The following is a 25,588-nucleotide window of genomic DNA, read 5'->3' as shown; positions in this document are numbered from 1 at the left end:
CGACCTGTCCGAGGTGTCCGCCAACGCGCCCGTGACGATCACGATTCCGACGGTCAAGGTCACCCCGCCGCTGGTGGAGAAGCTGGGCGAGGTGCTGTCGCAGCACCGCGGCGGCACGGAGGTGCGCGTGAAGCTCCAGGGCTCCCGCACCACCACCGTGCTCCGCCTCGACCGGCACCGCGTGACGTCGGATCCGGCGCTCTTCGGCGACCTCAAGGCCCTGCTCGGGCCCTCCTGCCTGGCGGGCTGACGGCCGCGCGGCCGCCGGGGCGGGGAAAGTCCCGCCCCCGCGGCCACGCCGGCGTGCGCGGGCGCGCCCGCGAGGGGCGCGCCCGCCGGGCCGCGCTCAGTTGTGACCGAAGCGCTTCTCCTTGTGCTTCTGCGTCTTGTGGCTCCCGGAGCCCGGGTTCACAGCCTCGCTGACCTGGTCCGGCGGCGGCCCGCCGGAGGGGGCGGTGGCGTCGGTGTCCGCGCCGCGCTCCTCCTGCGGGGAGGCGGCGCGTTCGTTCTGGCGGTTCCTGTTCTTACGGCTCACGGGGCTCACCGCTCCCCGGGCCGGGGACGCTGCCCGAAGTCGCCCGCGGGCGTCGCTGCCCGGGTGTCCTCCGGCGGCGGGGCCTCGTCGAGCGGCCGCTGCCGGCCGCGGTTCGGTATGCCTGCCGGCGACCCGGCGTACTTGTCCCGGTGGGAGTGCTGTTGCTGCTTCTTCTCGCGGTTCTTGCGCTTACCCATCACTGATCCTTTACAGGCGCGGACCCCCGCGGAGATCACCTTCGCACGGCCTGAGATGCCTCGCATGTCGGATAATTACCGTGCGTAGTACGCGCTGTTCATGGCCGGGCATCGGTGTCCGCCACGCCGATGATCGATGCCCTGCTGTTAACCACCCCTCAGTGGGGCAGACTCGAAGGCAACCCGATGTGAACTCCGCGGCACGGGCCCGGAACCGGCTGAGAAGAGGGTGAATCGTGGACCGCTGCGTCGTCCTGGTGGACGCCGGCTACCTGCTGGGCGCCGCCGCGAGCCTGCTCGCCGGGGAACCCGCCCGCTCCCGGATCACCGTCGACCACCCCGCCCTCATCCAGGGCCTGCGTGAGCAGGCCGAGGCGGACACCGGGCAGCGGCTGCTGCGCATCTACTGGTTCGACGGCGCCCCCGACCGCGTACCCCAGCCCGAACACCGGCGGCTGCGCGTGATGTCCCGCGTCACCGTCCGCCTCGGCGCGCTCACCCGCAGCGACGGCCGCTGGGCCCAGAAGGGTGTCGACGCCGCCATGCACGCGGAGCTGACCGAACTGGCCCGCAACCGCGCCTGCGCCGACGTCGTCCTCGTCACCGGCGACGGCGATCTGCTGCCGGGGATGATGTCGGCGAAGGAGCACGGCGTCGCCGTGCACCTGTGGGCGGTCCAGGCCGCCGACGGCGACTACAACCAGTCCGAGGACCTCGTCGCCGAGGCCGACGAGCGGCGCGTGCTCGACCGGGTCTGGATCACCCGCGCCATGCGGGCCAAGGACCTCACCGGCATCTGCGCCCCCAGCCCCGTGCCGCGGCCGGAGATCGCCGCGATCCTCTCCGCACCGCCCTCCGAGACCTCCGTCGCCGGCAAGCAGACCGTCGCCAACGGCACCGCGCAGACCGCGGCACCGGTCACCGAGCGCCGCCACGACGAGGCGGGCACGGCGCCCGACGCCGTACCCGAGGACGAGGACGACCCCGGAGGCAAGGGCGGCGTGCCCACTCCGAAGGACCTCGCGAGCCTGGGCCGCCCCGCCGCGCCCGAGGGGCGCCACGGGCCGCCCGCGGGCAGCGCCACCCTGCGCTGGTCGTCCGACCGGGGATGGGTGGAGCGGCCGGGCGCCGAGCCGCCGGACATCGCCGGGCTGCCGACGCTCGCCCAGCTCACCACGGCGGAGCAGCGCTGGGCGGACCGCGAGGAGGACATCACCGTCATCGGCGGCGACCCGTTCGAGGTGGGGCAGGTCTTCGCGCGGCGGTGGATGGAGCGGCTGGCGGACCAGCTGAAGCTGCGGCTGCTGGCCGGCCAGTACCCGCGCATCCCGCACCGTATCGACGGCGAGCTGCTGCGCTACGCCGCCCGCTTCGGGCTGCTGGCCCACAAGGACGACCAGATCGACGAGCGCGACCGATACGCGATCCGGGCCGGGTTCTGGCGCGAGGTGGACGTCAGCTCGGCCGCCGAGCACGCGCAGGCGGCGGAGCCGGAGGCCTAGCGCCGCCGGATCAGGCGGAGGGGGTACGGAGCCGGCCGCCCGGCCGCGTACCGCGTCCGGCCGGTCCCGTACGAGCCGGATCCCGCCCGCCTCTCAGCCCGTCGGCGAGCCCCAGCCCTGCCAGCCGCCCGTGGGCGGCGGGGGCGCCTGCGGCTCGGGGTCGCGCGGCCCGAACAGCCCGGTCAGCACCAGATGCACGGCCATCGCCGCCCCCGGCCACGCCAGCAGCGCGCCCTTGGCCTTCAGCTCCAGCGGTGCGTTGAGGGCGCCGCCGTCGCGGATCTCCGCGGCTCGCTCGTCCACGTTCTGCGGCGGGCCCAGCGCGATGCCGAACCGCCAGGCCACCACCGCACCGATCAGCGAGCCCAGCGCGAGGCCCAGCACCAGCGGCCACCCGCCGCGCCGCCGCCACAGGAACACCGCCAGCGCCGTCACCGCGCCGAAAGCCAGCCCGAGCAGCGCGAACGTGCCGTCGATGGAGATGGCGTCCTCGCTCTCGCTCTGCTTGAGCCAGGCCTCGCCCCCGCGCACCACCAGCGCCACCCGCGGCGCGAACCGCTCCCACAGGAAGCCCAGCAGCAGCCCCAGCGCCGCGACGCCCGCCAGGATCAGGAACGCGTGCCACACCTGCGTGTCGAGGTTGTCGTCGCCGCCCCCCTTCGACCAGCGGCCGCGCTTCCGGCTCGTCGTCGTGTCGGCGGTGGCGCCCGGTGCGGACGGGTAGTGCCACGGGTTGTGGGCCGGCTGCTCGTGCGGCGGCTGCTCGTGCGGTGTCAGGGGAGCGGTCACCCCGTCATCGTGCCAGGGCGGGAGGTGCCCGCCGTAGCCAGGACGGTCGTTCGGAATGTCGCCGTGACCGCGCGTGCTCACGACCGCAGCGCCGCCCGGCGGTACGCCCACGTCGCCGCGGCCAGCGCGGGCACCCCGACCCCGGCGCAAACCCCCAGGTCGGCGAGGACCGCGGCCCAGTCGGGAGCCGGGGCGAACGTCTCCATCAGCGCCTCCACGCCGTACGTGGACGGCAGCAGGTCCCGCGCGAAGGACACCGGCCCCGGCATCCGCTCCGCGGGCAGCACCCCGAGGAGCAGCGCCGCCGACATGCCGAGCTGGCCGCAGAGCGTCGCCAGCTCCGGCCGCGGCGCCAGCAGCCCGAGCACCGCCCCGAGCCCGGCCAGGGCGGCGCCGGACAGCGGCACGACGGCCACGAGGATCCACAGGTGCGTCAGCGGCAGGTCGAAGAGGAGGCTGCCCGTCACGGCCGTGACGACGGTGCCGGGCACGGTGAACGAGGCGTACGCGCCGGCCGCCCCGAGCACGACGGCGGCCGGTGGCACCGGGAGCGTCGCGTAGTGGTCGAGGCCGCCCGTCGCGCGCAGCTGGCCGAAGTACTGGGCGAGCAGGTTCAGCGCCACGAACGCCACGATCAGCACCGTCGACCCGGCGACCACGGCGTGGGCCTCGGAGCTGCGCGCCTCGGCGTCGACCACGCCGCGCATCAGGACCATGATCCCGATGGACTGGAAGGTGGCGACGAACAGCAGCGGGAGCCGGGCCACCTTGGCGCGGGAGAGCTGGGCGCGGTAGACGGCGGCGAGGGCGGGGAAGAGCGGCACGCGGGGCGCGAGCGCGACGGCGGCGGGGGCCGGGGCGGCGGCTGCCGACGGCGACGGTGCCGGGGACGCGGACGGCGCTGGAGAGGCGGCGGGGCCGGACCCGGGCGCCGCCGGTCCCGTCCCCGCGGCACCGGAGCCGTCGGGCGGGGCCTGCGCGAGGCCGAGATGTCCGTCCGTCATGCCTTCACCAGTCCCTCGTCCCGCCCGCCGAGGGCCAGGTACACGTCCTCCAGGCTCGGCGTCGTCAGCGTGAAGTCGTCCAGCGCGGCGAACGCCGGTCCGCCCGTGACCGCCGCGACCGCGGCGCGCGCCGCGTCCTGCGGCAGCCGCAGCGTCCAGCGCCGGCCCGTACGGCGGGCGGTGCGGGCCAGTTCCGCGATCTGCGGCACGTCGAGCGGCGGCTCGTCGCGCCAGACCAGGTCCACCCGGACCTCCCCGCCCACCAGGGCCTTCAGCCCGGCGGGGGAGTCGCACGCGATGACCCGGCCGCGGTCGAGCACCGCGACCCGGTCGAGCACGGTCTCGGCCTCGATCACGTTGTGCGTGACGAGCAGCACCGTCGCGCCGCGCTCGGCCCGGCGCCGGTCGATCGCCGCCCACACCGCGCGGCGGGCCACCGGGTCCATGGCCGTCGTCGGCTCGTCCAGCACCAGCAGCGGGCGCTCCCCGACCAGTGCCGCCGCCACGCACGCCAGCCGCCGCTCGCCACCGGAGAGCCGGCGCAGCGGGCGGTCGGCGAGGCGGTCGAGGCCGAGTTCGCCGAGCACCGCGTCGCGCTCGGCGCGCGCCGCGGGGGCGGGCAGGCCGCGCAGCCGGGCGGTGGTCTCGGCGGCCAGCGCCACCGTGAGGTCGTCGAGCGCGGTGGACTCCTGGCCGAGGTACGCCAGCAGCCGCGCGGCCAGCTCGGGGCGGCGGACGAGGTCGTGGCCGAACAGCTCGATGCTGCCGGAGTCGGGCCGCAGCAGGCCCGTGAGCTGGCGTACGAGGGTGGACTTGCCGGCGCCGTTGGGGCCGAGGAGGCCGAAGATCTCGCCGGCGCGGATGTCGAGGCCGACGCCGTCGCAGGCCCGTACGGGCTCGGCGGGGGCCGCGGGCGACGGGCTGTCCCGCCGGTCCTTGCGCCGCAGCCGCGTCTCGCGGGGCGCCGGGTAGGTCTTGACGAGTTCGCGCACGGCACACACCACCGCGCCCGGCGGGGTGGCGGTCCCGGCCGCGGCAGGACCCGCCGCTTCGCTGCGCGTACTCACGAACTACGAGGGTACGCGGTGCCGAACGGCCCGGCCGCCGGGGGGAGGGCTGCGCGGAACCTGGACGGATACCGTGCACTCCGGTATGACCTGGACATGTCGAAGAAGACGCGCAAGCGCAAGTGGCGTACCCGCAAGGGCAAGGCCAACCACGGCCGCCGGCCCGCCTAGGCCCCGTCCGCCCCGCGCCCGGTGCCGCCTCAGCGGCCGGTGCGCGCGATGGGCGCCACCACGGCGCCCGTCAGCTCCGCCAGCACCGTCGGCGACAGCTCCACCTCGAGGCCGCGCCGGCCCGCGGAGACGCAGACCGTCGGCCGCCCGGCGGCCGAGGAGTCCAGTACCGTCGGCAGCCGCTTGCGCTGGCCCAGCGGGGAGATGCCGCCGCGGACGTAGCCCGTGGTGCGCTCGGCGTGCGCCGGGTCCGCCATCACGGCCTTCTTGCCGCCGGCCGCCGCCGCCAGCGCCTTGAGGTCCAGCGCACCGGAGACGGGCACGATCGCGACGGTCAGCGCGCCGTCGACCTCCGCGACCAGGGTCTTGAAGACCTGGCCCGGGTCGACGCCGAGCGCCTCGGCCGCCTCCTCGCCGTACGACGCGGCGGCGGGGTCGTGGGCGTACGCGTGGACGGTGAACTCGGCGCCGGTCTTGGTCAGCGCCACGGTGGCCGGGGTGGACCCGGTCTGCTTCTTCTTTGCCATGGGAGAGGTGTCGGGGCCGGGAGCGGGGGCTCAGTTGGGGCTCGTCGGCGTCCGCGTCAGGTCGACCGCGGGCAGCGACGGGAGCTTACCCAGCACCGCGCTCTCGCGCCGCAGGATTTTCAGCTCCGCCGACAGCCGGGCCGCGGTGTCCCGCGCCTGGAGGAGCTGCTGCTTCGACGGGGTGTCCAGCACCGCCGCCGCGGCGACGAGATACGACAGCACCGACGGCTCGTCCGGCAGCTCCGTGGCCGCGCCGAGGGAGCGTTCGCGGGCGCCGGCCAACCTCTTCTGGTACGTCCTGAAGGCCCGTACGACCGCCGCGGACAGCACGCCCGCGCCCTCGCCCGACTCCTCCGGCAGCGCCTCCACCTCACCGGTCAGATATTCGCCCGAGGCGTCCACCGACAGCAGCCGGAACCGGCGGGTGCCGGTGACCAGCACCTCGTACCCGCCGCTGTCCTTCTCCCGGATCGTCGCCGCGTCCGCGACGCAGCCGACGCCGTAGAACGCCTGCATCGGGTCGGCGCCGAAGCCCGCCGCCGGCCCGCGCTCGGGCAGCGAGGTCGGGTCCGGCAGGCCGGGCCCCGTGGGCGCGACCTCGCGGCCGTCACGGATCGCCACCACGCCGAACCGCCGCTCCGACTCGGGCAGCTTGCGCAGGTCGCGCATCATCGCCCGGTACCGCTCCTCGAACACGTTCAAGGGCATGACGAGGCCCGGGAACAGCACCGCGTTCAGCGGGAAGAGGGGCAGGCGTGCGGTGGTCACAGGCGGATCCTAACGGTCCCGGCCGGTACCTCACTGGCGGCGCAGCGCACGGGAGACGCCGGCCGCCACCGTGGTGGCAAGCACCCAGCCGGCGAGCACGAGCAGCGTGGCCGTCCACTGGTAATGCCCCGACTGGTGCCAGGCGTTGTCCTGCCCCAGGTCTATGACGGGCAGCAGCAGATCGAGCACGTAGAGCGGCGGGTTCCACTCGGGCCCCTCGCCGGGGCGCAGCGCGCGCGGCTCCTGCTGCCCGAAGTACAGCGAACCGACCGCCCAGAGCACCGCCATCCACACCACGGCGCGGGTGGGGCGGTAGCCGTACGCGACCGTCCAGTCCTGGAGCAGGCCCCAGGCCTTGCCGGTCAGCGGCAGCGTCTCGCGCTGCCTGCGGTGCTTGGCGAGCATGACCTCGCGGGCGTCGTGGTCCTCCCCGGTGTTGCGCAGGACGGCGGCCAGCAGCTCGTACGGCTCGGGGGAGAACTCCGGGGTCGCGGCCTCGACCCACTCCAGCCGGTGCACCAGCGGGAAGGCGCCGACCGGTATGAGGTGCTCGTAGAAGAAGCCGGCCATCGCCAGCCGGCCGGGGCCCGGCCAGCTCGTGTACTTGTCGCGGAGGTTGACGACCCGGGCGCCGGACAGCACCACCTTGCCGCCCTCCGGCTCGCGCCCCATGAACCGCAGTTCCGGCGTCTGGATCCGGCGCATGGACATCTCCTGCTCCGGGTCCATCACGAAGCGCGCGCCGTCGAGGTCGACGGAGTCGCCGAAGCGGCCGTCGTCCAGGCGCAGCCCGCCGTGGCACTCGAAGCGCTGCATCCGCGTGCCGCGCGGAGGGGTGTGGCCGCTGATGCCGTACGGGGGCGTGGCGCCGCCCGTCGCCGCCTCGGGGACCGCCGCGGGGCCCATGTGCAGCGAGCGCTCGACGGTGAGCTGCGGCGCGTTGAGCGCGCGCTTGCCGTACGGGTTGCGCAGGACGCTGCCGCTCAGGTTGAGCGAGACGCCGACGGTCGCGCCGCGCATCCGCATCTCCCCGTGCGCCTGCAGCAGATCGGCCTGGAGGTCCTGGCCGACGGTGATGCCGTCGGCGGCTATCGCCACGCCGCGCCGGTCACGGCCGACGGTCAGCTGGCTGAGCAGCAGGTCCGTGCCTATGTGCGCGTCGGTCAGCCGGATGCCGCCGTCCACGGTGCAGCGGGGCATGTGCAGGTCGCCGCTCGTGGTCAGCCGGGCGCCCTCCAGCCGCGGCACCGAGCACTCCACCAGGCGCAGCGTGGCGAAGGAGCACTCGGGCAGCAGCACCTCGTTCTCGAAGCGGCAGTTGCGCAGTTCCACATAGGGCTCGACCTGGCCCCCGGAGAGGTCGAGCGTGCCGGTCACGTATGCGCCGGCCAGCTTCAGGGACGACACCCGGCCGGGGCGGGCCGGCGGGCCGTGCAGCAGGAGCCGGGCGAGTAAGGAAGCGCGTACGCTGCGCTCCGGCCCCCAGACGTGCAGCCCGGCCGGGTCGTTCTGCCCGGGATCGCGCGAGCGCAGATCGAGCGTCGCTCCTTCCTGGAAGGCGTGCCACAGCCCCCGCTCCGTCGCCGAAAGGTCCTCGGGCGCCTCCGCCCGGTCGTGCTGTACAGCGGTCAACGACACGCTCCCCTGCTCTGCCCGCGTCCGTCCCGTACGGCTCTGATTCCCCTCGGGACGGCACACTGAACGCTAGTACCACGTACTGACAGTGACGAATTTGCGGTCCAGCCTGTGGACAACCGGGCCGGGCGCCCGGGCCGTCTGAGAGACTTGGACCCGTGATCTCCCGAATCGATCTGCGCGGCCCCGCCGCCGCTTCCGACGCAGGCGGCGGCATCGACCGCGACCTGCTGCCCCGTGCCGAGCTGGACGTCGAGGCCGCCCTGGAGAAGGTGCGCCCGCTGTGCGAGGACGTCCGGCATCGCGGCACGGCGGCGGTGATCGAGATCACAGAGCGTTTCGACGGCGTGACCCTGGAGCGCCTCCGCGTGCCCGCGCGGGCGCTCACGCGCGCGCTGGCCGAGCTGGACCCGAAGGTGCGCGCCGCGCTGGAGGAGTCGATCCGCCGCGCCCGCATCGTCCACCGCGAGCAGCGCAGGACCGACACCGAGGTCCGGGTCGTCCCCGGCGGGACGGTCACGGAGCGCTGGCTGCCCGTCGCCCGCGTCGGGCTGTACGTGCCGGGCGGCCAGGCCGTGTACCCGTCGTCCGTCGTGATGAACGTGGTGCCGGCCCAGGAGGCGGGCGTGCCGTCGCTGGCCGTCTCCTCGCCCCCGCAGAAGGACGTGCCGAACTCGTGGGGCGCCGGCCTGCCGCACCCGACGATCCTCGCCGCCTGCGCCCTGCTCGGCGTGGACGAGGTGTATGCAGCAGGAGGCGCCCAGGCCGTCGCCATGTTCGCGTACGGGACCGAGGAGTGCGCTCCCGTCGACCTGGTCACCGGCCCGGGGAACGTGTATGTGGCCGCCGCCAAGCGCCTGTTGAAGGGCCGCATCGGCATCGACGCCGAGGCCGGCCCCACCGAGATCGCCATCCTCGCCGACGACACCGCCGACCCGGCGCACGTCGCCGCGGACCTCATCAGCCAGGCCGAGCACGACGAGCTGGCCGCCGCCGTCCTCGTCACGCCCTCCGAGCGGCTCGCCGAGGCCGTCGAGGCCGAGGTGAAGACGCAGGTCGCCGCGACCCGGCACGTCGAGCGGGTCAGCGCCGCGCTGGCCGGGCGGCAGTCCGGCATCGTGCTCGTGGACGACCTGGAGGCCGGCCTGCGCGTCGTCGACGCCTACGCCGCCGAGCACTTGGAGATCCAGACGGCCGACGCCGCCGCGCTCGCCGCCCGGGTGCGCAACGCCGGCGCGATCTTCGTCGGCCCGTACGCCCCGGTCTCGCTGGGGGACTACTGCGCCGGCTCCAACCACGTGCTGCCCACCGGCGGCTGCGCCTGCCACTCCTCGGGCCTGTCCGTGCAGTCCTTCCTCAAGGGCATCCACGTCGTGGACTACACGCGCGACGCCCTCGCCGAGGTCGCCGCGCACGTGGTCAACCTCGCGGAGGCCGAGGACCTGCCCGCCCACGGGGCCGCGCTGAAGGCCAGGTTCGACTGGAAGGTGCCGGAGCTGTGACCGCGATCGACGAACTGCCCGTCCGCGACGAGCTGCGCGGCAAGTCCCCGTACGGCGCGCCCCAGCTCGACGTGCCCGTCCGGCTGAACACCAACGAGAACCCCTACCCGCTGCCCGAGCCCCTGGTCCGGCGCATCGCCGAGCGCGTCACCGAGGCCGCCCGCCGGCTCAACCGCTACCCCGACCGGGACGCGGTCGAGCTGCGCACCGAGCTGGCTCGCTACCTGTCGCGCACCGCCGGGCACGAGGTCGGCACCGCGCAGGTGTGGGCGGCCAACGGTTCCAACGAGGTCATCCAGCAGCTGCTGCAGACCTTCGGCGGCCCCGGCCGCACGGCCATCGGCTTCGAGCCGTCGTACTCGATGCACGCCCTCATCTCCCGCGGCACCGGCACCGGCTGGCTCTCCGGCCCGCGGCGCGCGGACTTCACCATCGATGCCGCCGCCGCCGAGCGCGCCATCGCCGAGCACCGCCCCGACGTGGTCTTCGTCTGCTCGCCGAACAACCCCACCGGCACCGCCGTCGAGCGCGAGACCGTCCTGCGGCTGTACGAGGCCGCGCAGGCGGCGAAGCCGTCGATGCTCGTGGTGGACGAGGCGTACGGCGAGTTCAGCCACCGCCCGTCGCTGCTGCCGCTGATCGAGGGCCGCCCGCGGCTGGTCCTCACCCGCACGATGTCCAAGGCCTTCGGCGCCGCCGGCCTGCGGCTCGGCTATCTCGCCGCCGACCCCGCCGTGGTCGACGCGGTGCAGCTCGTGCGGCTGCCCTACCACCTGTCCGCCGTCACCCAGGCCACCGCGCTCGCCGCCCTGGAGCACACCGATACCCTGCTCCAGTACGTCGAACAGCTCAAGCAGGAGCGGGACCGGCTGGTGTCGGAGCTGACCGCGCTCGGGTGCGAGGTCACCGAGTCCGACGCCAACTTCGTCCAGTTCGGCCGTTTCCCCGACGCGCACGCCGTGTGGGAGCGGCTGCTGGATGCGGGCGTGCTGGTCCGGGACAACGGCGTGCCCGGCTTCCTGCGCGTCAGCGCAGGTACACCGGCGGAGAACGACGCGTTCCTCGATGCGGTGCGCGCGCTGAAGAAGGAGAGCAACTCATGACCCGCGTGGGCCGCGTCGAGCGCACCACGAAGGAGACCTCGGTCGTCGTCGAGCTGGACCTCGACGGCCGCGGCGAGGTCTCAGTGTCGACGGGCGTCGGCTTCTTCGACCACATGCTCGACCAGCTGGGCCGCCACGGCCTGTTCGACCTCACCGTCAAGACCGACGGCGACCTGCACATCGACAGCCACCACACCATGGAGGACACCGCGCTGGCCCTGGGCGCCGCCTTCCGGCAGGCCCTCGGCGACAAGCGCGGCATCGTGCGGTTCGCCGACGCCTCCGTGCCCCTGGACGAGTCGCTGGCCCAGGTCACCGTCGACCTCTCCGGCCGCCCCTACCTGGTGCACACCGAGCCCGAGGGCATGGCCCCGATGATCGGCGCCGACTACGACACGACGATGACCCGGCACATCCTGGAGTCGTTCGTCGCCCAGGCGCAGATCGCGCTGCACGTCCACGTGCCGTACGGGCGCAACGCGCACCACATCGTGGAGTGCCAGTTCAAGGCGCTGGCCCGCGCGCTGCGCTACGCCTCGGAGATCGACCCGCGGCAGACCGGCATCCCGTCGACCAAGGGCGCGCTGTAATGAACGGCCTGTCGATACTGCTGATCTTCGTGGGGCTCTTCCTGCTCGGCGGCGTCATCTCCTTCGTCAAGCAGCGCCAGTCGAAGAACGTGATCGCCGTGCTCGCCATCGGCGCCGCGATGGCGCTCGCCGCGGGCATCCTGCGGCTGGGGGTGTGGGGTTGAGCGACCGCGCCGCGTCCACCGCCTCCGCCGGCCCCGGAGCCGCGGCGGCGCCGGCCGCCGTGCCCGCCGCCCGCCGCGGCGAGGGGCAGGGCGGGCGCAAGAGCGTCGTCGTCTTCGACTACGGCTTCGGCAACGTCCGCTCCGCCGAGCGCGCCGTCGCCCGCGCCGGCGCCGAGGTGGAGATCACCGGGGACTACGAGCGGGCGATGGCCGCCGACGGCCTGCTGGTGCCCGGCGTCGGCGCCTTCGCCGCCTGCATGGGCGGGCTGAAAGAGGCCCGCGGCGACTGGGTCGTCGAACGCCGGCTCGCCGGCGGCCGGCCGGTGCTGGGCATCTGCGTCGGCATGCAGATCCTCTTCGAGCAGGGCGTCGAGCACGGCGTGCGGACCGACGGCATGGGCGAGTGGCCGGGGACGGTCGAGGCGCTCGAGGCCGACGTCGTGCCGCACATGGGCTGGAACACGGTCGAGGCCGCCGCCGGCTCCCGGATGTTCGCGGGCATCGACGCCGCGGAGCGCTTCTACTTCGTCCACTCCTACGCGGCCCGCCGCTGGGAGCTGGAGGTGCACAACCCGCGCATCACCGCGCCCGCCGTCACCTGGAGCACCCACGGCGAGCCGTTCGTCGCAGCCGTCGAGAACGGACCCCTGTGGGCCGCCCAGTTCCACCCCGAGAAGTCCGGCGACGCCGGTGCCCTGCTCCTCAAGAACTGGATCGAGACCCTCTGATGACGCCCCGCGAGATCACCACCGCCCTGGAGCTGCTGCCGGCCGTCGACGTCCGCGACGGCCAGGCCGTACGCCTCGTGCACGGCGAGTCCGGCACCGAGACCGGCTACGGCGACCCGCTGGAGGCCGCGCTCGCCTGGCAGCGGGCCGGCGCCGAGTGGCTGCACCTCGTCGACCTCGACGCCGCCTTCGGCACCGGCGACAACCGCGCCCGTATCGGCGAGGTCGTCCGGTCGATGGACATCAAGGTCGAGCTGTCCGGCGGCATCCGCGACGACGCGTCGCTGGCCGCCGCCCTGGCCACCGGCTGCACCCGCGTCAACCTCGGCACCGCCGCCCTGGAGTCCCCCGAGTGGGTCGCCGGGGTCATCGCCGAGCACGGCGACCGCATCGCCGTCGGCCTCGACGTCCGCGGCACCACGCTGCGCGGCCGGGGCTGGACCCGCGACGGCGGCGACCTGTTCGAGACGCTGGCCCGGCTCGACGCCGAGGGCTGCGCGCGGTACGTGGTCACCGACATCAACAAGGACGGCACGCTCCAGGGCCCCAACCTGCAACTGCTGCGCGACGTCTGCGCCGCCACCGACCGGCCGGTCGTCGCCTCCGGCGGCGTCTCCTCCCTCGACGACCTGCGGGCCATCGCCACGCTGGTCCCCGAAGGAGTCGAAGGCGCGATCGTCGGGAAGGCGCTCTACGCGAAGGCGTTCACGATGGAAGAGGCGTTGGAGGCGGTGTCCTGATGGCCGGTGGCGGTGTGCGTCGTATCTCGTCCGGTGCCCCCTGGGAGGAGGAGTTCGGCTACTCGCGGGCGGTGGAGCTGCCCAACGGCCTCGTGCTGGTGGCCGGCTGCACGTCCGTCGTGGACGGCGTGATCGTCGGCGAGGGCGATCCGCACACGCAGGCCATGACCGCCTTCGGCGTCGCGTTCGAGGCGCTGAAGAAGATCGGCCTGGAGCGCGAGGACGTCGTGCGGACCCGGATGTTCCTCACCCACGCGCGCGACGTGGAGGCGGTCGGCGGTGCGCACAAGGAGCTGTTCGGCGCGATCCGCCCGGCCGCGTCGCTGATCATCGTCTCCGGCTTCGTCGACCCGCGGCTGGTCGTCGAGGTCGAGGTCGAGGCATACCGCCCCGGCGGCTCCCGGGAAGCGGCCGGCGCATGACCCTGGCGGTACGGGTCATCCCCTGCCTCGACGTGGACGGCGGCCGCGTCGTCAAGGGCGTCAACTTCCGCAATCTGCGCGACGCCGGGGACCCCGTCGAGATGGCGAAGGTGTACGACGCGGAGGGCGCCGACGAGCTGACGTTCCTCGACATCACCGCGTCCTCCGGCGACCGCGAGACGACGTACGAGATGGTGCGCCGCACGGCGGAGCAGGTCTTCATCCCGCTCACGGTCGGCGGCGGCGTACGCACGGTGGCGGACGTCGACCGGCTGCTGCGCGCCGGCGCCGACAAGGTCGGCGTCAACACCGCGGCCATCGCCCGGCCGGAGCTGATCCGCGAGATCGCCGAGCGCTTCGGCCGCCAGGTGCTGGTGCTCTCCGTGGACGCGCGGCGCTGCGGCGACGGCGCCACGACGCCCTCGGGTTTCGAGGTCACCACGCACGGCGGACGTCGCGGCACGGGCACCGACGCCGTCGAGTGGGCGCGGCAGGCCGCGGAGCTGGGCGCGGGCGAGATCCTGCTCAACTCGATGGACGCCGACGGCACCAAGGACGGCTACGACACGGAGATGATCGCCGCCGTGCGCAAGCACGTGACGGTCCCCGTCGTCGCCAGCGGCGGCGCGGGCCGCCTCGACCACTTCCCGCCGGCGATCGACGCGGGCGCGGACGCGGTGCTGGCGGCGTCGGTGTTCCACTTCGGGGATCTGCGGATCGGCGAGGTCAAGGAGACGCTGCGCACGGCGGGCTGCGCGGTGCGGGGCACGCCGGCGCCGGGCTGAGCGGGGCCGAGCGGCGTTTCCGGCCGCCCGCTCAGCCGGTGTGCAGGACCCGGAAGCTGCCGGGGTCCGCCGGGTCCCGGTCGACGACCTGGACCGGCGGCCAGGCCCACTGCCACACGTCGATCCCCGGCACCCGGGAGAACCGGATCGGCCCGCGGGTCCCGTCGACCGCGACGTCCGCCCAGGCGGCGGTACGCGCCCCGGCCGCACCCCGGCGGCGCAGCACGTCGGCGAGGACGGCGACGGTGTCGTAGCCCTCGAAGGCGACGAACGAGGGTGCTTCGGCGAGCCGTTCGCGCAGCGCCGACCCGACCCGTACGCCGAGCGGCGTGGGGCGTGCGGGCAGGTAGCGCAGGAACGGCACCCCGGCGCCCGCGGCGCCCAGCTCCGCCGCCCAGCCGGCGAACTCCGGCTGCCCGGCCGGCGCGCCGATCAGCAGCCCGGCCAGGCGGGGGTCGCCGCGTACGGCCCGCACGAGCGGCACCGCGGGGTCCGGGTGGCCGACGAGCAGCAGCAGGGCCGTCGCGCCGCTGCCGGCGAGCGCGTCGCAGAGGGCCTCCGGGGTGAGCGCGCCCACGTCCAGCTCGACCACGGTGCCGCCGCGCGGGGCGAGTTCACCGTGCAGGATCCGGGTCCCGGACGCCCAGTACACGCTCGGCTGGGTCGCCACGGCGATGCGGCGGTGGCCGGCGCCGAGGAGGAAGTCCGCGTAGAGCCGCCAGCCGTGGGACTGCGCCGGGGCGATCCGCGCTATGCCGTCGGCCGGCTGCTCGGTCAGCGCGTCCAGGACCGCCGACGAGCACAGGAACGGCACGCCGAGGTCGTCGGCCCGGGCGGCGGCGGTGCGGGCGACGACGCTGTGGTACTCGCCGGCCAGCGCGGCGACGCCCAGCCCGGCCAGCTCGTCGACGGCCGCCTCGGCCCGCCGCGGATCGGCGGCGGTGTCGCGCACCACCAGCTCCAGGGGGCGGCCGGCGATGCCGCCGGCGTCGTTGACCTCGCGGGCGGCGAGTTCGAGTCCGGCGACCAGATGCCGGCCGGCCTCGGCCCAGCCGGGCGGGGTGAGGGGGGCGAGGGCGCCGATGCGTACGGGCTCGTCGTCTCGTCGCGCCGGGCGCGCCTGGGTGACCATGGCGGCCATTGCACCGGCCGCCGGGTCCGACGGCAACCGATTATCGGTCCGCGGACGGCTCGCCGGGCCCGCTGACCGGGCCCGCTGACCGGGCCCGCTCACCGGGCTTGCTCACCGGGCCCGCTCACACGGCCCGCGCCCCCGCTCCCGGCAGCGCCGTCACCAGCAGGTCCACCTGCCGCAGCGACGCCGCCAGCACCGCGTCCGGGTCCGGCGCGTGCGCCACCGCCATCGCGCACTCGCACAGCGCCCCGAAGACCACCGACGCCATCGCGTCCAACTCCACCGCCGGAACGGCGCTGTCGCCGTCGGCGTGGACCGCCTGCTCCAGACCGCGCCGCGTCATCGCCCGGCAGTCCGCCTGCACCTCGCGCATCACGGCCCAGCCCAGCGCCCCCGGGGCGTCGAGCAGCGTGATCCGCTGGGTGCCGGGCTCGATGGAGCCGGTGAGGAACGCGCGCTGGCCCGCGCGCAGGCCGTCCCACGGGTCCGGGCAGGCGCGGAAGGCGGCGGCGATGGCGTCGCGCAGCCGGTGCTGCTCGGCCTCGTAGACGGCGCGGAAGAGGGTCTGCTTGTTGCGGAAGTGGTGGTAGAGCGCGCCCTTCGAGATGCCCGCCCGGTCGCAGATCGCGTCGAGGGAGGCGGTGGCGTAGCCGTCCCGGGCGAAGTGCGCGCGGGCGGCGCCGACCAGGTCCTTCGTCGTCGACGCCGTGCGCTCCTGCTGCGTTCTGCGCGTCTTCATGCGCGCATTCTAGGCGGGGTTACCCTGTACATACGTACTCCCGGTATGTAACTCTGCAGTAGCCGGCCATGACGAGAACCGTGACGAGCTTCAGCGAGAGAGGGGCGCACCGCCCATGACCACCACCGCAGTCGTAGTCGACGCCGTCCGCACGGCCTCCGGCAAGGGCAAGCCCGGCGGCGCCCTGTCCGGCGTCCACTCCGTCGACCTGCTGGCCGAGGTGCTGCGCGCGCTCGTCGACCGCAACGGCCTCGACCCCGCGCGGCTCGACGACGTGATCGCCGGCTGCGTCACCCAGGCCGCCGACCAGTCGTTCAACGTCGCCCGCAACGCCGTGCTCGCCTCCGGCTTCCCCGAGTCCGTGCCCGGCACCACCGTCGACCGGCAGTGCGGCTCCTCGCAGCAGGCCGCGCACTTCGCGGCGCAGGGGGTGATGGCCGGGGCGTACGACATCGCCGTGGCCGCCGGGGTCGAGTCGATGAGCCGGGTGCCGATGGGCACGGCCGCCGTCGGCCGGGACCCGTTCGGCGACCGGCTCGCCGGCCGCTACCCCGGCGGGCTGATCGCCCAGGGCCACTCCGCGGAGCTGATCACGGCGCGGTGGGGGCTGGGGCGCACGGACCTGGACGCCTTCTCGGAGCGCTCGCACCGCCTCGCGGTACGGGCGTGGGAGCAGGGCGCCTTCGACGCGGACGTGGTGCCGGTGGGGGAGCACCGCAGGGACGAGACCGTACGGCCGTCGACGTCCCTGGACGGGCTCGCCGCGCTCAAGCCGTCCTTCTACGACCCGGCCGTCGCCGAGCGCTTCCCCGAGATCGGCTGGCACATCACACCCGGCAACTCCTCGCCGCTCACGGACGGCGCCTCCGCCGTGCTGATCATGAGCGAGGAGCGGGCCGCGGAGCTGGGCCTCGCACCCCGGGCGCGGTTCCACTCCTTCGCCGTGACGGGCGACGACCCGGTGCTGATGCTGATGGGCGTCGTACCGGCGACCCGCAAGGTGCTCGCGAAGGCGGGGCTGACGGTCGACGACATCGACGCCTTCGAGGTGAACGAGGCGTTCGCGCCGGTGCCGCTGGCGTGGCAGCGCGACGTGGGCGCCGACCCGGACCGGGTCAACGTCCACGGCGGCGCGATCGCCCTGGGCCACGCGCTGGGCGCCTCGGGCACGCGGCTGCTGGGCACGCTGCTGGGGGCGCTGGACGCGGTGGACGGCCGCTACGGGCTCCAGGTGATGTGCGAGGCGGGCGGTCTGGCGAACGCGACCATCGTGGAACGCCTCCGATAGCGGCTGTCGTCCGGTCCTAGCGGCGTACCTTGAACTTCAGGTGCAGCACGCCCTCGCCCTGGATGACCACGTGCGGGTCCTCCAGCATCCGGGGGCCGTCGATGCCGCCGAAGTAGCGCCTGCCCGATCCGAACACCACCGGGACCACGTCCATCGCCACCTCGTCCACCAGACCGGCCGCGAGGGCCTGGGCGCCGGCGTCGCCGGCGTTCACGGCGACGACCCGGTCCCCCGCCAGCGCCCGGGCCTTGTCGATCGCGCCCGGCACGTTGTCGACGAAGTGGCAGGACGCCTCGGGATGCCACCCCTCGGGCTTGGGCCGGTGGGACACCACGACCACGTGATCGCCGGCGGGCGGCTCGCCTTCCCAGCCGTTCACCTGGTCGAAGAGGGTGCGGCCCATCACGATCGTGCCGATCGACGCCCAGGTCGACCGGACGTAGTCGGCCGACGCGCGCGAGACCCTGAAGCCGGTTGAGGCGCCGGAGTGGTCGAACTCCCCCTCCCGGCTTGCGGTGAGGGGGACGTCACCGCCGAAGTACCAGTCGTGCAGGGGGCCGACCTCGCCCTTCTCGTCGGCGATGAAGCCGTCCACCGACACCACACTGTGCATGATCACCGTGCCCACGGGCTCTCCTCGACATGTCCTTGCGGGTTTCCGCGATCTTCCCGCACCGCGGGGGACCCGGGCATGTAAGAAATCAATCGGCGGGCATCGGGCCGCGGTCGTGCGGATCCCGCCCGTCGGCGGGGAAACGGCGCCGCAGAGCCAGGTACTCGGTGGGGGTGTGGCCGGTGAAGTCCTTGAACTCCCTGCTGAAGTGGGCGTGGTCGAAGTAGCCCGCCGCCTGGGCGAGACCGGACCAGTCGACCGGGCGCAGGGGGTCCACCGACACGATCAGCCGCGCGAAGCGGTAGATCCGCGCCATCCGCTTCGGGGTGACACCCACGTGGGCCTTGAACAGGCCGGCCAGGTGGTTGCCGCTCACCCCGGCGCCATCGGCCAGCGCGCCGACCGCGACCCCGCCGTGCGAGGTCTCCAGCCGCCCGCCCGTGTGCAGGACCAGGTCGAGACCGCGCGCCGGGGCCTCGGCGAGGTGCGCACGCAGCTCCTCCTCCACCACCCGCAGCGCCTCGGCGGCCGACCCGCCGTCGCCGACCCGGTTCCGGAGCCGGTCCGCGGAGCGCTGCCAGACGGCGTCGAGCGGTGCCCACCGGTTGCGCAGCTCGGCCGCCGGCACGCCGGCGAACGGCGACATGCCCCAGGGCTTGAAGTGCACCCCGACGAGCCGTACCCGCGCGGGGTACTCGAAGAGGAAGTGCCTGGTCCATACGCCCATGAACCACCCGTCCGGCATCAGCGCCGACGGCACGGAAGGGTCCGAGTCCCACAGCCGGACGGGCCCGCCGAGGTGCAGGAAGAGGTGTGCCGACGGCATCGGCGGGACCTTCATCAGCCGGTGCCGCGGCACCCCGGTGAGGCAGTAGACGTCGTCGATGAACCGGTCGAGCGGCGGAGCGGGCACGCGTCCGACGTATTCCACGGACCCAGTATGGCGCCCGCCCGCCACGCCGTCCGGCGCCCGCCGCCGGGCGCTACGCGCCGAGTGCCTCCGCCGTGCGCAGCGCGCCCGCCGCCTCCTGCTCGCGGCCCTGGCGCTGGAGCGTACGGCCCAGCATCAGGTGGGCGTAGTGCTCGACCGGGTCGCGGTCCAGCACCGCGCGCAGCTCGGTCTCGGCGCGGGTCAGCTGCGCGGAGTGGTAGTACGCCCGGGCCAGCAGCAGCCGGGGGGCGACCTGCTCGGGGTACTCCTCGACCACCGCGGTCAGCAGCTTCGCCGCCCCCACGTAGTCCTTCGACCCGAAGAGCGACCCGGCCTGCTCCCAGCGCGAGGCCGCGTCCGCGGCCTCCGGCGCCGCGAAGATGTTCAGCGCGTCGCTCCAGCGGCTCGCGGCGGGCTCACCGTCGGGACCGAAGGCGTTGAAGCCCCGGAACTCCTCGCTCATGTCACTCCTTCCGGCTCTCCGGCCGCAGCGCGGCCAGTTGCTGCTCGAACGGGACCACCTGGTCGGGACCGCTCGCGGGCGGGCGCGACTGCCGGCCGTGCATCAGCTCGGCCAGCTCGCCCGCCGCCCGGGCGATGCGCGTGGGCAGGGTGTCCGTCAGCGGGTCGCCGCTGCCGCCCCAGTCGTCGGCCGCCGCGTACACCGCGGTCGGCACCACGACGGACCGCAGGTAGGCGAAGAGCGGCCGCATCGCGTGCTCCAGCACCAGCGAGTGCCGCGCCGTCCCGCCGGTCGCCGCGACCAGCACCGGCTTCCCGGTCAGCGCGCCGTCGTCCGCCGCCCCGATCACGTCGAAGAACGACTTGAACAGCCCGCTGTACGAACCGGAGAAGACCGGCGTCACGGCGATCAGGCCGTCGGCGCCCGTGACCGCGTCGATCGCCTTGGCGAGTGCCGCGGACGGGAAGCCGGTGACCGTGTTGTGGGCGATGTCCGCCGCCAGGTCGCGCAGCTCGACCACCTGCACCTCGACCTGCCGGTCGTCGTCGGCCGGCTGCCGCCGTACCGCCTCTGCCAGGCGGTCGGCGAGCAGCCGGGTGGACGAGGGCACGCTCAGCCCGGCCGAGACCACCGTCAGCTTCAGCGCGGTCACTTCGCCACCTCCTCCTTCTCGCTGTCCTTCCCGCTCTGCCCGGCGGCCGCGGCCGCCACGCGGGCCGCGTGGGTCGGGGCCTCCGGCACGTCCGCCGGACGGTTCTTCGCGAACTCCTCGCGCAGCACCGGCACGACCTCCTCGCCGAGCAGGTCCAGCTGCTCCAGCACGGTCTTCAGCGGCAGGCCCGCGTGGTCGACCAGGAAGAGCTGGCGCTGGTAGTCCCCGAAGGACTCGCGGAACGTCAGCGTCTTGTCGATGACCTCCTGCGGGCTGCCCACGGTCAGCGGCGTCTGCTCGGTGAAGTCCTCCAGCGACGGGCCGTGCCCGTACACCGGTGCGTTGTCGAAGTACGGCCGGAACTCCCGTACTGCCTCCTGCGAGTTCTTCCGCATGAACACCTGCCCGCCGAGGCCGACGACCGCCTGCTCCGGCGTGCCGTGCCCGTAGTGGGCGTAGCGCGTGCGGTACAGCTCGATCAGCCGCTGGAAGTGCTCCTTCGGCCAGAAGATGTTGTTGGCGAAGAAGCCGTCGCCGTAGTACGCGGCCTGCTCGGCGATCTCCGGCGAGCGGATGGAGCCGTGCCAGACGAACGGCGGCACGCCGTCCAGCGGGCGCGGGGTGGAGGTGAAGCCCTGGAGCGGGGTGCGGAACCTGCCCTCCCAGTCCACGACGTCCTCGCGCCACAGCCGGTACAGCAGCGCGTAGTTCTCCACGGCCAGCGGGATGCCCTGCCGGATGTCCTGGCCGAACCAGGGGTAGACGGGTCCGGTGTTGCCCCGGCCCATCATCACGTCCACCCGGCCGTCCGCCAGGTGCTGGAGCATCGCGAAGTCCTCGGCGATCTTCACCGGGTCGTTCGTCGTGATCAGCGTGGTGGACGTGGACAGGATCAGCCGCTCCGTCCGCGCCGCGATCCAGCCCAGCATGGTGGTGGGGGAGGAGGGGACGAACGGGGGGTTGTGGTGCTCGCCCGTGGCGAAGACGTCGAGACCGACCTCCTCGGCCTTGAGCGCGACGGCCGTCATCGCCTTGATCCGCTCGTGCTCGCTCGGCACCCGACCCGTGGTGGGGTCCTGCGTCACGTCGCCCACACTGAAGATCCCGAACTGCACCGGACTCACCCTCTCCGTGGTTGAAAGCTCAATCACACCGGAGAACGTGTGTCCGCGCAACCCTATTCCCCGCCATGTCCTGGCAGGTCGGAGCCCCGGTACGGGCCCGCGCGGGGCCAGGGACGAGAGGGCCCGTACCGGGGAGCTGCGGGGCCGGCCGGGCCCGGCCTCCCGCACGGGGCCCGGCCGGCGGCCCGACACGGGGTGGCCGGCCGGCCACCCCGCGTGGCGGGGCGGCGGCCGGCCCGCCGCGTCAGGCGGACGGGAACAGCTCGGCGTACACCGCGAAGGCGATCGCCAGTCCCGCCTGCGCCCAGAAGCGGTGGTACGTGAACTCCGGCGCCGGCCCGCCGTCCAGGTGCGCCTGCACCTTCGGCCAGTCCGGGTCGTCGCGGTACCACGAGCGCAGCTCGATGAACGTCACGCCCGGCTCGACGGTGTCGCCGTTCGGCATCGTGCCCGACCAGCCGTCCGGGATGTACACCTCACCGTCGAAGCGCGAGTAGTCGGCGCGCGTCTCCGGCACCGCGATGCCCAGCGCGTCGGTGTTCGCGGCCAGCGCGTCCAGCAGCCGCTTGGCGACCTCGGCCGTCGCGGTGTCGCCGGCCTTGGCCGCGTAGTACGTCAGCGTCTTGGCCAGCGCCGAGGCGACGCCCACGTCCGTGCCGTACTCCGCGACCGAGACGTGCAGCCCGGAGTTGGCGCCGGGGTTCGCCGGGTCCCAGGTGTCCGGGGCGCCGTCCCAGGACAGCGTCGCGGGGATGCTGAAGGTGCCGTCGGCCTCCGCGGTGATCTCCGGGACGACCCAGGCCACCCACTTCTCCAGCAGTTCCTGCGCCGTCGCGTTGCCCGAGGCGTAGTACAGCTCCGCGACCCGCTCCATGCCCCAGCACTGCATGCCGAACCAGTTGTTGCTGGGCGGGTCGTGGTACACGGGCTGCCAGTCGTAGGCCATCCCGTAGAAGGTGGGCGTGCCCGCGGGAGGTGTGCCGTACTGGCCCTCCCAGCTGTTGGTGCAGCCGCCGGCGATCCCGCCCTCCGTGGACTGCAGCCAGCGCAGGAACTCCAGCTGCCGGGTCAGGCTCGTCGACCAGTCGCTCTTCGCGGTGGGGGCCTTGGGGGTCAGCGCGGGCACGGTGGACAGCGCCCAGGCGGCGAAGGGGTTCTGGTAGCCCTGGTGGGACGCGCCGTCGCCGATGCGCCAGGCCCAGCCGCCGCCACCGCCCGCGGCCCCGCCCCAGGCGTAGTACCAGGAGAGCAGGTAGTGCTGCGAGCTGCGGCCGGAGCCTGCCGGGCAGCCGGTGGGGCTGGTGCAGTCGCCGATCTGTTTGAAGTACTTGTCGAACATGGCGTAGCGCAGGTAGTCGCCCATCTTCGCGGCGCGCTCCACCGATGCCGAGATCTGGCCTTCGTTGCCCTGCGCCGTGGCCCAGGTCAGCGCCCAGTACGCGGCCTGCACGGCGCGCGCGTCGGCGTCCGGCGCGTTGGTGTACTTCCACTGGCGCGCGTAGGAGGCGTCACCGACGAAGAGGTCGAGGTAACCGTTGGGGCCGCCGTACTCGAACAGGTCGGTCGTCGGCTGGGGAACCGTCTCCCAGACGGACTCCTCCGCGCCGCGCTGGTAGCTGTTGATGTACGAAGGGCCGGGGCCGGGGCCGTTCTGGCCGCCGGTGCCCGGGGTGTTGCCGTAGCCGTAGGTGTTGTCGACGTCGAGCAGCCAGTGCATCCCGTAGATGTCCATCGTCCCGTACGCGGAGGCCAGTTCGGCGGCCAGCGGGTCCTGGCCGACCGATACGGACTGGTCGAGTTGGGACGGGTAACTGGAGACGTCGGGGTGCTCGGGCGCGTACGTCGCGGGCGCGCTGGGGTTGTACGAGCTGTTGGTGGGCTGGTCGGCCTGGGTGGGGATGATGTACTGCTCGGTCTTCTCCCAGGCGTCGTTGAACGGGCCCCAGTCGCCGGTGACCCTGCCGTACGCCGCCTCCAGCCACATCCAGTAGCTGAACGCCTCGGACGTCGTCTCGTGCCCGTGGTCGGGCGCCTCGACCAGCAGCGTCTCCACGCTGTGGTAGGGGATGCCGTCCGGGCTGAAGTACCCGTTGGCCGGGTCCTTGATCTTCTCGTACTGGGCGAGGAAGAGGTCGTCGTACGGACCCTGCGGGGCCGCCGCCGCCGACGTCTCCTCGGGGGCCGTGCCGGCCCGGGCGGCGGTGGGCGCTGCGACGGCCGTCGCGAACGCGGCGCCGCCGGCCGCGGCGGTGAACCGCCGGCGGGACAGTGACTTGGACATGGGGGATCTCCTCGGGGAGCCCGCGGGCGCGCGGCCCGGCGGGAGGGGTGGGAGGTGGAGGTGCGGGGGCTGCGGGCGGGGCCGGGCCGGCCCCGGGCGCCGGGCCGGCCCCGGGCGCCGGGCCGGCCCCGGGCACGGGACCGGCCCCTGGCGCCGGGCGGGTCCCGGGTGCCTGGCCGGTCCCGGTGCCTGGCCGGTGCCTGGCCGGTCGGGAGCCGGGCGGACCGCGCGGGGCCCGGCGCCCGGTGGGGCGCGACGGCTGCCCGGTGAGGGGGGTGGCGCCCGGCGCCGCGGCTGCCCTGCGCGGTGCCGTGGATGCCCGGTGGCGGCCGTCCCGGGGGCCGCCACCGGGCCGCTCCGCCGCCGGGATCCGGCGGCCGGCGGCGGAGGGTGGGGGGAACTCGCGTGCGCTAGTTCACCGGCGGGTTGGCGTTGGCGATCAGTTCCTCGAACTGGGCCTGGAACCAGTGGCCGGAGGTCGGCGCGCCGTCAAGTGCGCCCGACATGTTGTACTGGTTGCGCGCGTTGCCCTCGTAGGTCGGGTCGCACATCCGGTCGAAGCCCTTGTCGTCGTCCGGGATCTCCTCGCTGGCGCCGTCCGACTCACCCGGAGGCTTGATCCAGGCGTAGGCGTGGATGTTCGGCGCGGGCGAGGCGGTCGGCCGCTCGCCGAGACCGGCGCCGCTCTGGTTGCACCAGTTGCCGAGGTGGATCCGGCGGTCGGTGCGGCTGTCGTTGACGTAGTCCTCACCCGGTCCGGAGATGTCGCCGGGGCCGGTGGGCCGGTCGGCGCCGCCCCAGCCGTTGCGCGAGGTGTCGATGATCGCGCCCATGCCGGACGGGAACCCGGCGCTGGTGGCGGCCTGCGACACGAACGCCTGCGCGAAGGACTGCTCGTCCACGTAGCGGTTCCAGTCCACCCAGGAGCTGTGCCCCTCCCGGATGGGGCCGTCGCCCGCCCTGTCGTCGATCGAGAAGTACGGCTCCTCGGTGGCGCCGTAGTTCGCGGTGTTGGCGGCGAAGCCGGTGACGTCCTCGGGGGAGGCGCCCTCGGCGTTGGCGGCCTCGTAGAGCAGGTCGGCGGTCGCCTGGAAGTTGTCGTCCCAGCCGATCCAGCCGTGGTGGCCGATGTCGATGTAGTTGTAGACGTTGCCGTTGTCGCCCAGGGTGCCCAGGTTGTAGCCGACGCCCTTGACGTAGTTGCCGTTGGCCTTCATCACGTCGCACTCGGGCGTCGCCGTCTCACGGCCGCCGACGTTGGTGATGAGGTTGGGCAGCGAGTCGATCTCGACGATGTTGATGACCTTGAGGTTCTGGTACGCCGGGTCGTCGATGATCGCGTCGATCGCGTCGATGAACTCGGTCTTGTACCGGTCGATCTCGGTCGGGCCCAGCTCGCCCCGGGAGGCGAGCGCCGCGCAGTCGCGGCCCGGCAGGTTGTAGGTGACGATCTGGATGGCGTCGGCACCCTGCTCCAGCGCCTCGTCCATGTGCTCGCGCAGGCCCATGCTGTTGGACCCGTCGGAGCCACTGGTGATCGCCCCGATGCTGTCGAGCCACACCGCGGTCGGGGTGTCGGCGATGGCCGCGCCGCCGCCCTGGGTGGCCGCGGCGGACCAGTCGGGGTTCACGTAGAGCTGGCTGCCCGCGTAGGGATTGTCGCCGGGCGCCGCGGTCTCGGCCGCCGCGGGGGGCGCGGACAGCGAGTACGTCAGCAGGGTGCCGGTGGCGGCCAGCGCCGCGGCGCTGACGCCGGTGACACGTAGGCGTGACTTTCTCATGCGGCTCTCCTTCCACGCCCGTCCCGGGCGTTGGAGGTGGGGGGTTGCGGGGGGTGTGCGTGGGGGGCAGTGCCGGAGCGCGCGATTACTGACGAGTACATGTCAATCTTGACCTTCCCTCCGCGCGTCCCGAGCGGTGGTGTATGAAGGGTGGGAGCGCTCCCATATCGCGTTGCGAGGCTAACAGCTCAAAGAAGTGTTGTGAAGGGTCCGCCCACGAGGACGGGCGTCTTCACTGGTCGTAGGAGCGAACCGGGCAGGTGGCGAACAGGCGGGGGGGGGGGGGCGGGGGGGGGGGGGGGGCCCCCCCCCCGCCCGCCGGGCGCCGGGGGCCCCCCCCCCGCCGCCCCCC

At 74.0% G+C, this 25,588-nt stretch carries 28 protein-coding genes; 11 read left to right on the top strand and 17 right to left on the bottom strand.

Features of this window, described 5'->3' with window-relative positions; translation table 11 throughout:
• The coding region (locus LG396_RS38165; RefSeq protein ID WP_225798218.1) for a hypothetical protein at positions 1–250 on the top strand (250 nt) is incomplete at its 5' end.
• Positions 251–346: 96 nt separating this feature from the next.
• On the opposite strand, the gene LG396_RS38160 is transcribed toward LG396_RS38165, so the two are convergent.
• Entirely contained in the window at positions 347–535 is a 189-nt protein-coding gene (locus LG396_RS38160; protein ID WP_027745766.1) for a hypothetical protein, read from the bottom strand.
• A 5-nt stretch (positions 536–540) separates the two neighbouring features.
• Positions 541–732: a hypothetical protein gene (locus tag LG396_RS38155; protein WP_037750850.1), complete on the bottom strand. Its 192-nt coding sequence runs from the start codon at positions 730–732 to the stop codon at positions 541–543.
• A 236-nt stretch (positions 733–968) separates the two neighbouring features.
• Here LG396_RS38155 and LG396_RS38150 point away from each other — a divergent pair, with 236 nt between their 5' ends.
• Complete coding sequence (locus LG396_RS38150) at positions 969–2,234, top strand: NYN domain-containing protein (protein WP_037750847.1); 1,266 nt, start codon at positions 969–971, stop codon at positions 2,232–2,234.
• A 93-nt stretch (positions 2,235–2,327) separates the two neighbouring features.
• Here the strand turns inward: LG396_RS38150 and LG396_RS38145 are convergent, their stop codons facing one another.
• The 6 genes from LG396_RS38145 to LG396_RS38120 all read right to left on the bottom strand — a co-directional run bounded on the left by LG396_RS38145 (position 2,328) and on the right by LG396_RS38120 (position 8,192).
• Positions 2,328–3,023 carry a hypothetical protein gene (locus LG396_RS38145; protein WP_225798217.1) on the bottom strand — a complete coding sequence of 232 codons (696 nt, stop codon included), beginning with the start codon at positions 3,021–3,023 and terminating at the stop codon, positions 2,328–2,330.
• A gap of 77 nt (positions 3,024–3,100) precedes the next feature.
• Positions 3,101–4,027, bottom strand: a complete 927-nt coding sequence (locus LG396_RS38140; RefSeq protein ID WP_225798216.1) for an ABC transporter permease — start codon at positions 4,025–4,027, stop codon at positions 3,101–3,103.
• Positions 4,024–5,019 (bottom strand): ABC transporter ATP-binding protein, encoded by a 996-nt coding sequence (locus LG396_RS38135; RefSeq protein WP_225798221.1) that lies wholly within the window; start codon positions 5,017–5,019, stop codon positions 4,024–4,026. Before LG396_RS38135 ends, LG396_RS38140 begins: the two co-directional genes overlap by 4 nt.
• Before the next feature lie 275 nt (positions 5,020–5,294).
• The gene (gene ybaK / locus LG396_RS38130) at positions 5,295–5,792 is read right to left on the bottom strand and encodes a Cys-tRNA(Pro) deacylase (RefSeq protein ID WP_225798215.1); all 498 of its coding nucleotides are present in this window, start codon (positions 5,790–5,792) and stop codon (positions 5,295–5,297) included.
• A gap of 30 nt (positions 5,793–5,822) precedes the next feature.
• Complete coding sequence (locus LG396_RS38125) at positions 5,823–6,560, bottom strand: LON peptidase substrate-binding domain-containing protein (RefSeq protein ID WP_018835535.1); 738 nt, start codon at positions 6,558–6,560, stop codon at positions 5,823–5,825.
• 30 nt (positions 6,561–6,590) lie between these two features.
• Entirely contained in the window at positions 6,591–8,192 is a 1,602-nt protein-coding gene (locus tag LG396_RS38120) for an oxidoreductase (RefSeq protein WP_100302458.1), read from the bottom strand.
• A 161-nt stretch (positions 8,193–8,353) separates the two neighbouring features.
• On the opposite strand from LG396_RS38120, the gene hisD reads away from it, so the two are divergent.
• From hisD to hisF, 8 genes are read left to right on the top strand one after another with little or no spacing between them, the layout of a single operon-like run.
• A complete protein-coding gene (gene hisD, locus LG396_RS38115; protein ID WP_225798214.1) occupies positions 8,354–9,697 on the top strand; it encodes a histidinol dehydrogenase in 1,344 nt (447 codons plus the stop codon).
• Positions 9,694–10,800 carry a histidinol-phosphate transaminase gene (locus LG396_RS38110; protein WP_225798213.1) on the top strand — a complete coding sequence of 369 codons (1,107 nt, stop codon included), beginning with the start codon at positions 9,694–9,696 and terminating at the stop codon, positions 10,798–10,800. Before hisD ends, LG396_RS38110 begins: the two co-directional genes overlap by 4 nt.
• Positions 10,797–11,390 carry an imidazoleglycerol-phosphate dehydratase HisB gene (hisB, locus tag LG396_RS38105; RefSeq protein ID WP_018835539.1) on the top strand — a complete coding sequence of 198 codons (594 nt, stop codon included), beginning with the start codon at positions 10,797–10,799 and terminating at the stop codon, positions 11,388–11,390. Before LG396_RS38110 ends, hisB begins: the two co-directional genes overlap by 4 nt.
• Positions 11,390–11,554, top strand: a complete 165-nt coding sequence (locus LG396_RS38100; protein WP_018835540.1) for a CG2302 family histidine operon protein — start codon at positions 11,390–11,392, stop codon at positions 11,552–11,554. The genes hisB and LG396_RS38100 overlap by 1 nt, the downstream gene beginning before the upstream one ends.
• Before the next feature lie 59 nt (positions 11,555–11,613).
• Positions 11,614–12,282 (top strand): imidazole glycerol phosphate synthase subunit HisH, encoded by a 669-nt coding sequence (gene hisH / locus LG396_RS38095; RefSeq protein ID WP_225798220.1) that lies wholly within the window; start codon positions 11,614–11,616, stop codon positions 12,280–12,282.
• Positions 12,282–13,022 carry a bifunctional 1-(5-phosphoribosyl)-5-((5-phosphoribosylamino)methylideneamino)imidazole-4-carboxamide isomerase/phosphoribosylanthranilate isomerase PriA gene (gene priA / locus LG396_RS38090; RefSeq protein WP_018835542.1) on the top strand — a complete coding sequence of 247 codons (741 nt, stop codon included), beginning with the start codon at positions 12,282–12,284 and terminating at the stop codon, positions 13,020–13,022. Before hisH ends, priA begins: the two co-directional genes overlap by 1 nt.
• Positions 13,022–13,444 (top strand): RidA family protein, encoded by a 423-nt coding sequence (locus LG396_RS38085; RefSeq protein WP_018842894.1) that lies wholly within the window; start codon positions 13,022–13,024, stop codon positions 13,442–13,444. The genes priA and LG396_RS38085 overlap by 1 nt, the downstream gene beginning before the upstream one ends.
• A complete protein-coding gene (gene hisF / locus LG396_RS38080; protein WP_225798212.1) occupies positions 13,441–14,229 on the top strand; it encodes an imidazole glycerol phosphate synthase subunit HisF in 789 nt (262 codons plus the stop codon). The genes LG396_RS38085 and hisF overlap by 4 nt, the downstream gene beginning before the upstream one ends.
• Before the next feature lie 31 nt (positions 14,230–14,260).
• On the opposite strand, the gene LG396_RS38075 is transcribed toward hisF, so the two are convergent.
• Complete coding sequence (locus tag LG396_RS38075) at positions 14,261–15,370, bottom strand: ABC transporter substrate-binding protein (protein ID WP_225798211.1); 1,110 nt, start codon at positions 15,368–15,370, stop codon at positions 14,261–14,263.
• Positions 15,371–15,485: 115 nt separating this feature from the next.
• Positions 15,486–16,103 carry a TetR/AcrR family transcriptional regulator gene (locus LG396_RS38070; protein WP_037750830.1) on the bottom strand — a complete coding sequence of 206 codons (618 nt, stop codon included), beginning with the start codon at positions 16,101–16,103 and terminating at the stop codon, positions 15,486–15,488.
• A gap of 115 nt (positions 16,104–16,218) precedes the next feature.
• Here LG396_RS38070 and LG396_RS38065 point away from each other — a divergent pair, with 115 nt between their 5' ends.
• A complete protein-coding gene (locus LG396_RS38065) occupies positions 16,219–17,391 on the top strand; it encodes a thiolase family protein (protein ID WP_225798210.1) in 1,173 nt (390 codons plus the stop codon).
• A 16-nt stretch (positions 17,392–17,407) separates the two neighbouring features.
• On the opposite strand, the gene LG396_RS38060 is transcribed toward LG396_RS38065, so the two are convergent.
• From LG396_RS38060 to LG396_RS38030, 7 genes are all read right to left on the bottom strand, one after another.
• Complete coding sequence (locus LG396_RS38060; protein WP_225798209.1) at positions 17,408–18,019, bottom strand: dihydrofolate reductase family protein; 612 nt, start codon at positions 18,017–18,019, stop codon at positions 17,408–17,410.
• 73 nt (positions 18,020–18,092) lie between these two features.
• Positions 18,093–18,935: a helix-turn-helix domain-containing protein gene (locus LG396_RS38055; protein ID WP_225798208.1), complete on the bottom strand. Its 843-nt coding sequence runs from the start codon at positions 18,933–18,935 to the stop codon at positions 18,093–18,095.
• A gap of 52 nt (positions 18,936–18,987) precedes the next feature.
• On the bottom strand, positions 18,988–19,398 hold the full coding sequence (locus LG396_RS38050) for a tetratricopeptide repeat protein (protein WP_225798207.1): 411 nt from the start codon (positions 19,396–19,398) through the stop codon (positions 18,988–18,990).
• A 1-nt stretch (position 19,399) separates the two neighbouring features.
• Complete coding sequence (locus tag LG396_RS38045) at positions 19,400–20,050, bottom strand: FMN reductase (RefSeq protein WP_225798206.1); 651 nt, start codon at positions 20,048–20,050, stop codon at positions 19,400–19,402.
• The gene (locus LG396_RS38040; protein WP_225798205.1) at positions 20,047–21,165 is read right to left on the bottom strand and encodes an LLM class flavin-dependent oxidoreductase; all 1,119 of its coding nucleotides are present in this window, start codon (positions 21,163–21,165) and stop codon (positions 20,047–20,049) included. The genes LG396_RS38045 and LG396_RS38040 overlap by 4 nt, the downstream gene beginning before the upstream one ends.
• A gap of 253 nt (positions 21,166–21,418) precedes the next feature.
• The gene (locus LG396_RS38035) at positions 21,419–23,455 is read right to left on the bottom strand and encodes a glycoside hydrolase family 48 protein (RefSeq protein ID WP_225798219.1); all 2,037 of its coding nucleotides are present in this window, start codon (positions 23,453–23,455) and stop codon (positions 21,419–21,421) included.
• Between the two features lie 410 nt (positions 23,456–23,865).
• A complete protein-coding gene (locus LG396_RS38030; RefSeq protein ID WP_225798204.1) occupies positions 23,866–25,236 on the bottom strand; it encodes a glycoside hydrolase family 6 protein in 1,371 nt (456 codons plus the stop codon).
• Between the last annotated feature and the right edge of the window lie 352 nt (positions 25,237–25,588).

Source organism: Streptomyces aculeolatus (assembly GCF_020400605.1).
GTDB classification, from domain to species: Bacteria; Actinomycetota; Actinomycetes; order Streptomycetales; family Streptomycetaceae; genus Streptomyces; species Streptomyces aculeolatus.
The sequence above is the reverse complement of the archived record's forward strand: the minus strand, read 5'-3'. Positions and strand labels throughout refer to the sequence as shown.